This is a genomic window from Nonomuraea fastidiosa (assembly GCF_042751225.1).
GTDB classification, from domain to species: Bacteria; Actinomycetota; Actinomycetes; order Streptosporangiales; family Streptosporangiaceae; genus Nonomuraea; species Nonomuraea fastidiosa.
The window spans coordinates 6657605-6670371 of sequence record NZ_CP170570.1 but is presented as its reverse complement, the minus strand read 5'-3'; the positions used below and the strand labels follow the sequence as shown (position 1 = coordinate 6670371).

Annotated in this window: 7 protein-coding genes; 2 read left to right on the top strand and 5 right to left on the bottom strand. The window is 73.8% G+C overall.

Going from position 1 to position 12767, the window contains the following annotated elements:
* Nucleotides 1–37 precede the first annotated feature (37 nt).
* The 3 genes from ACFMQL_RS30515 to ACFMQL_RS30505 are packed head-to-tail and all read right to left on the bottom strand — an operon-like array spanning nt 38 to nt 4844.
* Nucleotides 38–1672 (bottom strand): helix-turn-helix domain-containing protein, encoded by a 1635-nt coding sequence (locus ACFMQL_RS30515; RefSeq protein WP_364053366.1) that lies wholly within the window; start codon nt 1670–1672, stop codon nt 38–40.
* A 14-nt stretch (nt 1673–1686) separates the two neighbouring features.
* Nucleotides 1687–3015 (bottom strand): serine hydrolase domain-containing protein, encoded by a 1329-nt coding sequence (locus ACFMQL_RS30510; protein ID WP_378788222.1) that lies wholly within the window; start codon nt 3013–3015, stop codon nt 1687–1689.
* Nucleotides 2976–4844 carry a S9 family peptidase gene (locus tag ACFMQL_RS30505; protein ID WP_364053372.1) on the bottom strand — a complete coding sequence of 623 codons (1869 nt, stop codon included), beginning with the start codon at nt 4842–4844 and terminating at the stop codon, nt 2976–2978. The genes ACFMQL_RS30510 and ACFMQL_RS30505 overlap by 40 nt, the downstream gene beginning before the upstream one ends.
* Nucleotides 4845–5206: 362 nt before the next feature.
* Here ACFMQL_RS30505 and ACFMQL_RS30500 point away from each other — a divergent pair, with 362 nt between their 5' ends.
* Together ACFMQL_RS30500 and tuf are read left to right on the top strand one after the other, a co-directional pair.
* Complete coding sequence (locus ACFMQL_RS30500) at nt 5207–6502, top strand: UDP-glucose dehydrogenase family protein (RefSeq protein WP_378788220.1); 1296 nt, start codon at nt 5207–5209, stop codon at nt 6500–6502.
* A gap of 270 nt (nt 6503–6772) precedes the next feature.
* Complete coding sequence (gene tuf / locus ACFMQL_RS30495) at nt 6773–7942, top strand: elongation factor Tu (RefSeq protein WP_378788218.1); 1170 nt, start codon at nt 6773–6775, stop codon at nt 7940–7942.
* 258 nt (nt 7943–8200) lie between these two features.
* On the opposite strand, the gene ACFMQL_RS30490 is transcribed toward tuf, so the two are convergent.
* The gene (locus ACFMQL_RS30490; protein WP_378788216.1) at nt 8201–11089 is read right to left on the bottom strand and encodes a glycoside hydrolase family 2 TIM barrel-domain containing protein; all 2889 of its coding nucleotides are present in this window, start codon (nt 11087–11089) and stop codon (nt 8201–8203) included.
* A gap of 168 nt (nt 11090–11257) precedes the next feature.
* Nucleotides 11258–12631 (bottom strand): amidohydrolase, encoded by a 1374-nt coding sequence (locus ACFMQL_RS30485; RefSeq protein ID WP_364053384.1) that lies wholly within the window; start codon nt 12629–12631, stop codon nt 11258–11260.
* Nucleotides 12632–12767 lie beyond the last annotated feature (136 nt).

The window sequence follows — 12767 nt, the reverse complement described above, 5'->3', positions numbered from 1 at the left end:
CCGTTCTTCGGTGCCGGGCACGAAAAAGCGCGGCCGTCTAGTGCCGTCGTCCGAAGATGCGCATCTGGAGTTGGACGGTGAGCCGGGCGTCGGGGTCGCTCAGGTCGAGGCCGCCGATCTCGGTCAGCCGCTTGAGCCGGTAGCGGAAGGTGTTGGGGTGCACGTGGACGCGGGCGGCGGCCAGGTTGACGTCGCCGAACGCGTCGAGGTACGCGCCCAGCGTGGCGGCCAGCTCGGTGCCGTGTTCGGCGTCGTGCTCGAGCAGCCGCTGGTAGGGGCCGGTGGGCGCCTGCTCCTCGGCGGCGGCCACGTCGGCGACCTGGAGCAGCAGCGACTCGAAGTGCACGGCGGTGTAGCCGGCGGCCTGCCCGGTGACGCCCCGGTGGCGCAGCACGCGCAGGGCGCGGTCGGCGTCGGCGCGGGAGCGGGCGACCTGGGCGAGGTTGTGCGCGAGGCGGCCGACGCCGACGTTGGCGGCGTGGCGGGGCCCGACCCTGGCGAGGAAGCTCTCGGCGACGCGGACGGCGCGCTCCTCCTCACCGCCTCCGGGGGTGAGGGGCAGCACGGCGTAGGCGACGGAGCCGGCGAGCGCGGCGGCGGCCTTGGGGTGGATGGCGGCGACGTGCAGGGCGAGCGCGTCGCAGAAGCGCTGCCGCTCGCTCTCGCTGCGCACGTGGTCGGCCGCGTGATCCGTGGCGGCGTTTGCTGCGCGGCCGCCGGGATCGGCTGCCGGGCCGGTCAGCTCGGCGGCGAGCACGCACAGCCTGCCGGTCGCGATGCCCAGCCGGCCCGCGGCCTCGGCGGCGTCGGCGCCGCCGGCGAGGACGGTGGACAGCAGGTCGGCGCGCAGCCGCCGCTGGGTGTCGGCGCCGGCCCGCTCGTGCAGCAGCCGCAGCGCGACGACCTTGGCGGCGTCGGCGAGCGCGCGCTGCCGCTGCGGGGTGAGCGGCTCGCGCACGGCGACCCAGATGGAGCCGAGGATATCGTCGCCCGCGCGGACCGCCACGGCGACCCTGTTGATCACGCTGTCGTCGGGGAGCTCGATGTAGACGGGCTCGCGGCTCTGGTAGAGCCGTTTGAACGCGCCCTGCTCGTCGAGCAGGCGCAGGTAGCGCTCGGGCACCTGGCGGCCGAGCACGGTCTCGACGCGGCCCTGGTCGGCCTCCTCCTGCCGGCCGGAGAACGCGAGCACCCGCGAGGACCTGTCCTCGATGGTGACGGGCGCGTCGAGCAGCGCGCACACGGCGTTGGCCAGGGCGAACAGGTCGCCGTGCCCCCCTTCCCCGGGTTCGGCCAGGTCGCCTTCCGCCAGCAGCGAGCGCAGCAGCGCCGCCACCTGCGCCCAGGAGGCGGCCCTGGTCAGGCCGAGCACGGCCACGCCGGTCTCCAGCACGGCGGCGCGTACCCGCTCGTCCACGTCGACGGGCAGCTTGACCACGACGCCCGCCGCGTGGGGGACGCGGGCGAGCAGCGCGCGGATCTCGGCCGCGCCCTGCACCCCGACCGCGAGCACCATCGCGCCCTCGGCCACGATCAGCTCGTCGAGGGGGTCGTAGATGTGCACGCCCGTGACCTCGGCGTCGAGATGCCCTGGCGAGGCGGCGACGTCGAGCACGGTGGTGCCGAGGTCGTCGAGGATCCGCCCGAGGCTGGCGCGCGGGCGGATTCTCATGGGGTCACGATAGTTCACTCCGTCTTGGGGGTGGCGCGGGCGCCCACGTGGACGTACGGGGAGCCGTCGGCCAGCGTGTAGAAGACGACCGTGACCCAGTCGGGGGCGTCGGGCGCCTTGCAGACGAACAACGGCCGGTCGCCGCCGTGCACGGCGATGAGGCGGTGCTCCTCCGCCTCCGGCTGGAGGGCGGCGAGCGCGCCGGTGGCCTCCATCCTGATCCACGGCCCGTCGTCCTTGGCCGTGACCGTGATGCGGGCGCCGGCCCGCTCGTAGACGCCGGCGTACGGGGTGGCGTCCACCTCGACCGGGGTCTCCGGCGGCGTGGGCATCTGCGGCACGGCCAGGCCGTCGAGCTCGGCGAACAGCTCGGTGGCCACGGCGCGGGTGAAGGCGCCGGAGTGGCCGCCGTTGGCGGTGACGCAGACGACGGTGCCGGTGCCGGGCACGGCCCAGAGCATGGCGTGCTGGCCGATGGTGTTGCCGCCGTGCGAGAGCACGCGTTGCCCGCTCCACTCGTCGAGGATCCAGCCGATTCCCCACTGGCGGCCGAGTCCGTGCGGGTTGGGCACGTCCACCTGCGGCTCCCACATGGCCTGCGGGTCGTCGAGCAGGCCGCCCTCCAGGTGGGCCCGCGCGAACGCGACCACGTCGGCGGGGCGGGCGCAGATGAGCCCGGCGGGGCCCATGCCGCGCATCAGCCCCCACACCGGGGCCGGCGCGCCGCCCTCCACGTGGCCCATCGCGGCGCGGAAGCGCAACACGTCCTCGGGCAGCGTCCAGGTGTGGGTGAGGCCGAGCGGTTCGGCGATCTCCTCGCGCAGCAGGTCGTCCCAGCGCTTGCCGCCCAGCCGTTCGGCGACGCGGCCGGCGATGACGAAGCCGGAGTTGCAGTAGGACTGGGTGACGCCGATGGGGTGGTTCTGCGCCAGGTCGGCGCAGGCCTCGACGTACTTGGCCACGCAGTCGTCGCCACGGCCGGTGTCGAGGAACAGGTCGCCGTCGATGCCGCTGGTGTGGGAGAGCAGGTGGCGGATCGTGACGGCCTTGGTGACCTCGGGGTCGGCCACCTTGAACTCCGGCAGCACCTCGGACACCGGGGTGTCCAGCGTCAGCCTGCCCCGCTCGACCTGCAGCATGAGCAGGGTGGCCGTCCAGACCTTGGTGACCGAGCCGATCTGGAAGAGCGAGTCGGGGGTGGCCTCGACGCCGGTGGCGGTGTTGAGCGTGCCCGCGGCGGCCTCGTGCAGCTCTCCGTCGTGCAGGTACGCCAGCGCCGCGCCGGGCACCTCGTACCGGGCGATCAGCTCGGCGAGCCGCCGCTGATCCATTGCTCCAGCCACGCGATGATCCTTTCGTTGTAGTCGTACCGGTGTGAGGGCCGGCCGTTCAGGATGAACAGGTGGGAGGCCCCCGGGTAGCGCACGAGCCGGACCGGCACGCGGCGCTCGCGCAGCGCGGCGAACCACTGCTCGGCCTGCCCGACGGGGCAGCGGTCGTCGTCCTCGCCGTGCAGCAGGAGTGTGGGGGCGGTGACCTCGCCGGCGCGGGTGATCGGCGACTGGGCGGCGAGGTCGCCCGCGCACTCGTACGTCTTGATCAGCATCCCCAGGTCGGAGGTGCCCGACAGGCTGGTCAGGTCGGTGACCGCGCCGCCGGCGATCGCCGCCTTGAACCTTCCTGTCGCCCCGGTCAGCCAGCACGTCATGTAGCCGCCGTAGCTGTAGCCGGTGACGGCGAGCCGTTCGCGGTCGGCGAGGCCCGCCGCGACCAGGTCGTCCACGGCGGCCAGGAAGTCCTGGGCGTCGGACAGGCCCCACGCGCCGGCCGTCGCCGTGTAGAACGCCTCCCCGTAGCCGTCGCTGGCGCGCGGGTTGAGCGTGAGCACCGTCCAGCCGCGCGCGGCCAGCACCTGGTGGTAGAGGTGGAAGCCGTCGAGCACGGGCGCCCAGGCGTTGTGCGGGCCGCCGTGCACGTCGAGCAGCAGCGGGCCCGGCTCCGTGACGCTCTCGTCGCGCAGCACGAAGCCCTCGACCTCGGTGCCGTCGGGGGCGGTGAAGGTGCGGCTGACCGGCACGTACGGGTCGATGTCCGCCGGCGTGTGCCGGGTCAGCCGCTCGGGGGCGGATCCGGCGAGGTCCAGGAGGAAGACCTCGCCGGGGCTGCGGGGCGTGGCGGCGACGTACGCCACCTTGCCCGCCGCGACGCTCGCGCCCGCCACGCTGACGTCGTCCGGCACGAGCTTGTGCGCGGGGGCGCGGTAGAGGCGGGTCAGGCCGCGGTCGCGGGCGCAGAACAGCAGGTCGCCGCCGTGCACGGCGGGGTTCGCCCCGGGGTAGCCGGGGTGGCCGAGCATGACGTTGCGGTCGAGCCCGGTCTCCACCTCGGCGGCGCCGCCGGAGCCGAGCGTGAACAGCCGGACGTGCCCGACCGGCTCGCCCTTCTGCGCGGCCACCACCAGCCGGTCGCCGAGCCACCAGGCTCCGGCGCAGAGCAGCTCGGGGTCGGTCAGCCGCTCCGGGGTGCCGCCGGCGGCGGGCACCTCGTACACTCCGGCGTCCGGCCGCAGGTCGCGCTCGGGGTCCGTGGACGCGACGAACGCCAGGCGGGTGCCGTCGGGCCGCCATGACGGCTCGCCCGCGTGGAAGTCGCCTTCGGTGAGCCGCGTCGCCTCCCCCGATGCGACGTCCACGACGAACACGTGCGCGGTGACCCCGCGCAGCAGCCCCGCGCCGTCTGCCTTGTAGTCGAGCCGCTCGGCCACCACGGGCGCGTGCGGGTCGGGCGGCCCGCCGTCGCCGGGCCCGACCGGCCCCGCGTACGCGATCGTGGTGCCGTCGGGAGACCAGACGGCCGGGCCCGCGCCGAGCGGCGCGGAGGTGAGCTTCACCGGCTCGCCGCCGTCCATGGGCAGCAGGTGGAGCTGCGGCACACCGTCCACCGGGCGCAGGAACGCCAGCGTGCGCCCGTCGGGCGACCAGCGCGGCGCGCTCCCCTCGGCCAGGCGGCGCGGCTCCGCCCCCGGCGCGGCCAGCCACACCTCGGAGCGGTTCGCGTCGGACTCGCGGTCGGCGGTGGTCAGCGTGTACGCCACCGCGCCGCCGTCGGGGCGCAGGGCCGGGCCGGAGGGGACGGCGAAGCCGTACAGATCGTCCAGGGTGAGACGTCGCATATGCGAACCGTAGGGCACCGGCATCGGCCCTGCTTCGGCCGCCTGGACGAACGCCGGGCCCGCCGTTGTGCCCCGACACAACTGCGCCTGACATAGCCGCGCCTGACATGACTGGGCCCGACAGGACTGGGCCCGACATGACCGCGCCTGACTTGACCGGGCCCGACATGACCGGGCCCGACATGACCGCGCCTGACTTGACCGGCCCGGCACGACTGCGCCCGGCAATAGTGGGCCTGACACGACCGGGCCGGGCTCCAGGCCGCCTCGCCCGTCCGGGAGAATGACCCGCGGACGTTAAGGTGAAGGTCCCCCCGCCGGTCCCCGGCATGTCATCTCCCCCGAGAAATGGATGGTCAAGCATGGTACGCACGCCGGAACGGCAGGTGGCCGTGTTCGGTGCCGGATACATCGGTCTGGTGACCGGTGCCTGTCTCGCGGAGCTCGGTCATCGGGTCGTGGTCCGCGACATCGACCCCGACAAGGTCGCCCTGCTGCGCTCCGGAGACGTGCCGATCTACGAGCCCGACCTGGGCGACATGATCGCCAGGAACAAGGAGCGCCTCTCCTTCACCACCGACCTCGCCGAGACGCTCGACGGCGCCGAGATCGTGTACGTGTGCGTCGACACCCCGCCGTCCGCCTCCGGCGACGCCGACCTGTCGCGCGTGTGGTCGGTCGTGCGCTCCCTTGAGGGCGCCACCCACCTGCGGGCGGTCGTCATGAAGTCCACCGTGCCCGTCGGCACCGGCAGCCGCGTGCGCGCCGCGCTCGACGAGGCGGGCCTGTCCCATGTCGGGTACGCCGCCAACCCCGAGTTCACCGCCGAGGGCACCGCGGTGCGCGACTTCATGCACCCCGACCGCATCGTCATCGGCGCCGAGGACGACGCCACCGCCAACCTGGTCGCCGAGCTGCACCACGGCATCGAGGGCCCGGTCGTCGTCATGGACGTGCGCTCGGCCGAGATGGTCAAGCTGGCGTCCAACGCGCTGCTCGCCACGAAGATCAGCTTCATCAACGAGATCGCCACGCTGTGCGAGAAGACCGGCGCCGACGTCGAAGAGGTCGCCCGCGCCGTCGGCCTCGACCACCGGCTCGGCCCCCACTTCCTGCGGCCCGGCATCGGCTGGGGCGGCTCCTGCTTCCCGAAGGACTCCGAGGCACTGCGCCAGCTCGCCAGCAACACCGGCTACCACCTGCAGCTGCTGTCGGCCGTCATCGAGGTCAACAACCTGCAGAAGCGCCGCGCGATCCAGAAGCTGAAGGACGAGCTGGGCACGCTCACCGGCATGCGGGTGGCGCTGCTCGGGCTGACGTTCAAGCCCGGCACCGACGACATGCGCGAGGCCACCAGCACCGTGCTGGCCGGGCGGCTGCTCGCCGAGGGCGCCGAGGTGCGCTGCTGGGACCCGATGGCCAGGCCCGCCGAGGCCGAGCCGTGGATCTCCACCACCCGCCACGCCACTCCCGAGGAGGCCGTCGAGGGCGCCGACGCGGCCATCGTGGTCACCGAGTGGCCGCAGCTCAAGGAGGCCGACTGGGCGGGCATGGCCGCCTCCATGCGGCGGCCGGTGCTGTTCGACGGGCGCAACCTGCTCGACCCGAAGGAGATGCGCCGGCTCGGCTACACGTACATGGGGGTCGGGCGCCCCTGACCTGAGGGCCGGCCGCCCCCATGTCAGGGGCGGCCTCTGCCCTGGCCCCTGGGGAATAATCCGTTGCGGCGCGGTGCTGATCACCGCATTATGGTCGTCATGTTCCCGCTCGCCCACCTCGCGACGCCCGCACTGCCGGGCGCGTTCGGGCGTGCCTGCGACGGCCTGGAGCGCTGACCTCTTCCCGTTAGTTCCTGAAGTGACCCGGCGGGGGGAGGTCGAACCGGCCCTGACGGGTCACTGAGTCTCCAGGTTCTAGGGAAGGGAACCATGGCCAAGCAGGCCTACGTACGCAACAAGCCGCATCTCAACATCGGCACGATGGGCCACGTCGACCACGGCAAGACGACGCTGACCGCCGCGATCACGAAGGTGCTGGCGCAGCGCGGGCAGGCGACGTACACGCCGTTCGAGCGGATCGACCGCACCCCGGAGGAGGCCGCCAGGGGCATCACGATCGACATTTCGCACGTCGAGTACGAGACCGGCACCCGGCACTACGCCCACGTCGACATGCCGGGCCACGCCGACTACGTGAAGAACATGATCACGGGGGCGGCGCAGCTCGACGGCGCGATCCTGGTCGTGTCCGCGCACGACGGCATCATGCCGCAGACCAGGGAGCACGTGCTGCTGGCCAAGCGGGTCGGCGTCGAGCACCTGGTCGTCGCGGTCAACAAGGCCGACGGCGCCGACCCGGAGCTGATCGACCTGATCGAGCTGGAGCTGCAGGAGCTGCTCGCCGAGCACGGCTACCGCGACGTGCCGATGGTGCGGGTGTCCGGGCTGCGCGCCCTGGAGGGCGACCCGGCCTGGACGGCCTCCATCGACGAGCTGCTGCGGGCGGTGGACGAGCACATCCCCGTGCCCATCAGGTACGTGGACGCGCCGTTCCTCATGCCGGTCGAGAACGTGCTCACGGTCACCGGCCGGGGCACGGTCGTCACCGGCGCCATCGAGCGCGGCACCGTCCGGGTCGGCGACACCGTCGAGGTGGTCGGGTTCGGCGACGGGTTCACCACCGTCGTCACCGGCGTCGAGACGTTCGGCAAGACGATGGAGCGGGGCGAGGCCGGCGACAACGCCGCCGTGCTGCTGCGCGGGGTCCGCCGCGAGCAGGTGCGGCGCGGGATGGTGCTGGCCGCGCCGGGCAGCCAGCGGGCGCTCGGTGCGTTCACCGCCCGGGTCTACCTGCTGACCCCGGAGGAGGGCGGCCGGCGCAAGCCGATCTCCTCCGGCTACCGGCCGCAGTTCTACCTGCGCACGACGGACGTGCCGGGCGAGCTGGTCCTGCCGGACGGCGTCGAGAGCGCCGCGCCCGGCGAGACGGTGGAGGTGTCGGTGAGGCTGGGCAAGGCGGTCGCGCTGGAGGAGGGGCTCGGCTTCGCCATCCGCGAGGGCGGCCTCACGGTCGGCGCCGGCACCGTACTCGCGGCCTGACCACCGCCGATCCGTGGGGGCCTCCCCCACGGATCGGCACCGGCGCCGCACTCGCCCTCCGGCCGTCCCGATCCGTCGGGGCGGCCTCGCGCAGCGGCCCGCCTCGATCGACGGCCGTCCCGGTCCGGCCGGGGCGGCCGTCGAGGTGTCCGCTGCGGGGCGGTCCCCCACCTGAGAGGTGTAGGGACCGTGCCCGTCACGACGCCCGCGACCGGGGCTCACCCGGCGGCGCTCACCCGGCGCGCGAGGCCGGGCTCCTCACGCCGGAGTGAAGCGGAGGCGGAGGGTGGCCGGGCGGGCGAGGAGGTGGTAGGCGGGCAGCGGGCCTGGGCCGCAGGTGGCGGTGCCGATGCCCTGGTGTGCGAGGTCGAGGTGGAGGTGGAGCCGGTCGCCCGGCACCAGGTCGGGGCGGTGCCTGGCGGCGGTCAGCTCGGCGGTGCTCCAGCGACGGGCGGTCAGCCCGAACGCCGGCTCGCCCGACACTCTGATCCCGCCCCGCGCGCCGGTGAGCGTGGCCCATCGGACGTTCGCGCGGTGGCCGTTCTCCTGCGGGTAGACGTACGGCGTCTGAAGCTCCTCCACCGTGGCCGACCAGCGGCCGATGCGGGCGGCCATCCCGGTATCCGGGTACGACTCCCCCGGGCCCGGGCCGAACCAGGTCACCCGGTCCACGGCTTCTCCAGGCAGCGTCATGTCCACCCCGAGCCTCGGGATGGGGTCGGGCCACTCGCCCTCCGGTTCGATGTCCAGCTCCAGGCGCAGCCCGCCGTCGTACGTCCACCGGTACGTCGCCCGCATCCCGAGGTCGGTCGCGGCCGGCGCGACCCGGGTCCGCACGACCAGCTCGTCACCCACGCTGACCTCGTCCACCCGGTGGGTGAGCCGGTACAGGCCGAGCGCGCGCCAGCGGCCTTCGAGCCCGCCGTACCGGTCGTTGTCGGTGGGCGCCCGCCACAGGTCGAGCCTGGGCCCCTCCACCTCCAGCCCGAACAGCCGCACCAGCCGCCCGGAGGCGTCGAACGCGCACTCGCCGGCGATGATCAGCCCGTCCTCGCCGCGGGTGAACGCCTGCGGTCCGCCCGCGACGCCGGGCGCTGGGTCCTGCGGGGCAGCGGTCGTTGCGGCGGTCGCGAGGCCCTGAGCGACAGCGGTCGTTGCGGCGGTCGCCGGATCCTGAGGGACAGCGGTCCCAGGGGCGGGGGCGAGTTGCGTCTGGCCCCAGGCGACCTCGTGCCCGGCCGGAGCCCACGGCTGGTCCTCGGCCAGCTCGGCCCGTACGGTGAGCCACCGCTCGCCCTCGGGCCCACCGTCCGTGACGGGCAGCGCGACCTCGCCGCCGCCCGGCGGCACGTCGAGGACGTGCTCGGTCACCGTCTCGCCCGCCACCTGCACGGTCGCCACGAACCGCAGGTGGGACAGGTCGCGGAAGCCGTAACCGTTCACGATCCGGACGGAGCCGCCGTCGAAGTCGAAGCGGACCGGCTCGAACACCTTCTTCAGGTCGATCAGGCCGGGCGACGGCGTCCTGTCGGGGAAGACCAGCCCGTCGATGACGAAGTTCGAGTCGTGCACGGGCTCGCCGAAGTCGCCGCCGTAGGCGTACTCGAACTCCGGGTGGGCGATGCCGTGGTCGATCCACTCCCAGACGAACCCGCCGGCCAGCCGGGGGTAGCGCTCGAACAGCTCCTGGTACTCGGCCAGCCCGCCGGGCCCGTTGCCCATGGCGTGGGCGTACTCGCACTGCAGGAACGGCATGCCGCGCCGCCGCGCGTCCAGCTCGGGGTCGTCGAGCGGGTCCTCCTCGCGCTTGCCGATGGCCTCGACCTCGGCGTGGGATGCGTACATGCGCGAGTAGACGTCGGTGTGGGCGCAGGAGCGGTCGCCCTCGTAGTGCAGCGGCCTGGACGGGTCGCGCTCGCGCGTCCAGCCGGCCATGACGGCCAGGTTACGGCCGACGCCGGCCTCGTTGCCGAGCGACCACATGATGACGCTGGGGTGGTTCTTGTCGCGTTCGACCATGCGGCGCATACGGTCGAGCAGCGCGTCGGCGTAGCGGGGGTCGTCGGTGGGGTTGCCGCGCCAGCCGACCTCGCCGAAGCCGTGCGTCTCCAGGTCGCACTCGTCGATGACCCACAGGCCCAGTTCGTCGCACAGGTCGAGGAAGCGCGGGTGCGGCGGATAGTGGCTGGTCCTGACCGCGTTGACGTTGTGCCGCTTCATCAGCAGCACGTCCTCGCGCATGGTCTCGTACGGCACCGCCCGGCCGTGCTCCGGGTGGAACTCGTGCCTGTTGACGCCCTTGAGCAGCAGCGGCCTGCCGTTGGCCAGCAGCACGCCGTCCTCGATGGAGATGGTCCTGAACCCGATCCGCAGCCGCACGGTCTCGCCGTCACCGGTTATGACGGCCTGGTACAGGCGGGGCGTCTCGGCCGTCCACGGCTCCACCTCGGCCGTGATCTCGGAGCCCGGCTCCAGGCCGGTCACGCCCAGCTCGGGGACGCTCAGCGGGCCGGGGCCTTCGAGGTAGGCGAGGGTGCCGCGGCCGTCCCGGTAGTCCGCGCGGACGTACACGTCGGCGGTGGATCGGGTGAGCGTGACGTCGCGGAAGATGCCGGGCAGCCACCACATGTCCTGGTCCTCCAGGTACGTGGCGGCCGACCACTGGTGCACCCGCACGGCCAGCACGTTGCGTCCCGGCCGCAGGTAGGGAGCGGCGTCGTACTCGACCGGCAGCCGGCTGCCGGTGGAGAAGCCCAGCTCGTGGCCGTTGAGCCAGACGCGGGCGAACGACTCGGCGCCCTCGAACCGCAGCCGCCCGCCCTGCCAGCCCTCGGGCAGGTCGAAGACGCGGCGGTAGTCGCCGGTCGGGTTCTCGTCCGGCACGTGGGGCGGGTCGATCGGGATGGGGAAGGCCACGTTGGTGTAGGCGGGGGCGCCGTGGCCGTGCAGGTTCCAGTGGGACGGGACGGGCAGCTCGTCCCAGCCGGAGTCGTCGTAGCCGGGGTCGGCGAAGTCCTCTGGGATACCGGCGGTGGGTGACAGGCGGAAGCGCCACGTGCCGTTGAGGCTGAGCGCGGGGGCGTCGGACTGGAGGGCCGCGCGCGGGGCGAGCCGGCCCGAGCCGGGGGTGAATGTTTCGAGATCCATCGCCGCTGAGCCTAGAGGTTCGCGCCTGTTTCGTCAGCGATGCGTCCATTGTCCGGACTGTACGCTGACGCGCCGTCTTCCTGACCTGACCGACACCCGTCCGCCCAGCCGTCCAGCGCCGCTTCCCGGTCCTGGAGCGCGGCCCTTCAGAGCATCGTTCGCGGCCGCTCAGGGGTGCGAGGCGGCCAGGTAGCCCGCCAGCAGCGCCTCCGCGACCGCCGCCACCGCCTCGTCGTCCGGCAGGAAGCGAGGGCTGTGCAGCCCGGCCTCGGTGTCCACGCCCACGAACATCATCAGCGACGCCGCCACGCTGCCGTACCTGGCGAAGTCGTCGGCCCCGCAGGAGCGCAGCTCGTCCGACACCGTCCAGCCCTGCTCGCGCAGCCGCTCCCCCGCCCGCAGCGCCAGGTCGTGGTCGTTGATGAGGATCGGCTCGCCGGGCAGGATCTCGACGTCGGCCGTGCAGCCGTACGCGCGGGCGGTGTCCCTGACCACCTGCCTGAACCGGCCGTGCAGCTCCTCGCGCCAGCGCTGCGACATCGTCCGCAGCGTGCCGGTGGCCACCGCCTCGCCGGGGACCGCGTTGGGGGTGGTGCCCGCCGCGACCGTGCCGAACGTGACCACGGTCGGCACCATCGGGTCTGCGGCGCGGCTGACGAGCTGCTGCGCCGCCACGATCACCTGCGCCATCGCCAGGACGGGGTCGCGGGTGAGATGCGGGTACGCCGCGTGCCCCTCGGCCCCGGTGACGACCACCCGGAACTCGTCGGAGGACGCGTTGACCGGCCCCGGCGTGCAGGCGATCGTGCCCTCAGCCAGCACCGGCTGCACGTGCGCGCCGACCATCGCCCGCAGGCCGTGCCGGGTCAGCACGCCCGACCGTACGACGTCCTGCGCCCCGGACGGGAACGTCTCCTCGCGCGGCTGCAGCACCACGAGCAGCGGCGCCGGCGATGGCGGCCCGCCCGCCACCTCCGCCACCGCCTCAGTGACGGTCCCAGCGGCGGCCCCAGCGGCGGCTTCAGCGGCGGCCCCAGCGGCGGCTTCAGTGGCGGCTTCAGTGGCGGCGGCCGCGGCGCCTTGGGCGGCGGCTTCGGCCACGACCTCTCCCGCCGTCTCGTCCGCGCCGCCCGAGGCGACGGCGGTGACGGCGGCGACCGCGCGGGCCAGCGCGACCACCGCCGCCAGGTGCACGTCGTGGCCGCAGGCGTGCATGGCGCCGTTCGTGGCGGCCCACGGCACGCCGGTGCGCTCGACGATCGGCAGTGCGTCCAGCTCACCCCGTACGCCTATGGCGGCTCCTGGACCGCCGACGCGAAGCACGGCCCCGGTGCCGGCCACGTACTCGACGTGCCCGGCGGGCAGCGCGTCGAGCATCCGTTTGAGCGTCGGCTCCTCATGCCCGGATACGCGGGGCATCGCGTGCAGCTCGCGGCGCAGCACGACGGCGGAGGGCAGCTCTTTCCGCAGGGCGGCGCGCAGCGCGGCCTCCATCCCGGCCGTTCGATGCCCGTCTCCGCCCGCTCGTACTGCCCCCGTCACCGTCTCTCCTCACCTGCGACTCACCTGCGACACACCTGCGACACTGACGACCCTTGCCTGCGGCGTTCCCTCGGAGGCCCGTCCCGGGGCAACGTCCGCATGCGTCCCTTACGGACGTCCCATACCCGTCCACGCG

Coding starts and splice junctions, on each gene's coding strand:
- ACFMQL_RS30515 (WP_364053366.1), bottom strand. CDS start 1,672: ATGAGAATCCGCCCGCGCGCCAGCCTCGGGCGGATCCTCGACGACCTC.
- ACFMQL_RS30505 (WP_364053372.1), bottom strand. CDS start 4,844: ATGCGACGTCTCACCCTGGACGATCTGTACGGCTTCGCCGTCCCCTCC.
- ACFMQL_RS30500 (WP_378788220.1), top strand. CDS start 5,207: ATGGTACGCACGCCGGAACGGCAGGTGGCCGTGTTCGGTGCCGGATAC.
- tuf (WP_378788218.1), top strand. CDS start 6,773: ATGGCCAAGCAGGCCTACGTACGCAACAAGCCGCATCTCAACATCGGC.
- ACFMQL_RS30490 (WP_378788216.1), bottom strand. CDS start 11,089: ATGGATCTCGAAACATTCACCCCCGGCTCGGGCCGGCTCGCCCCGCGC.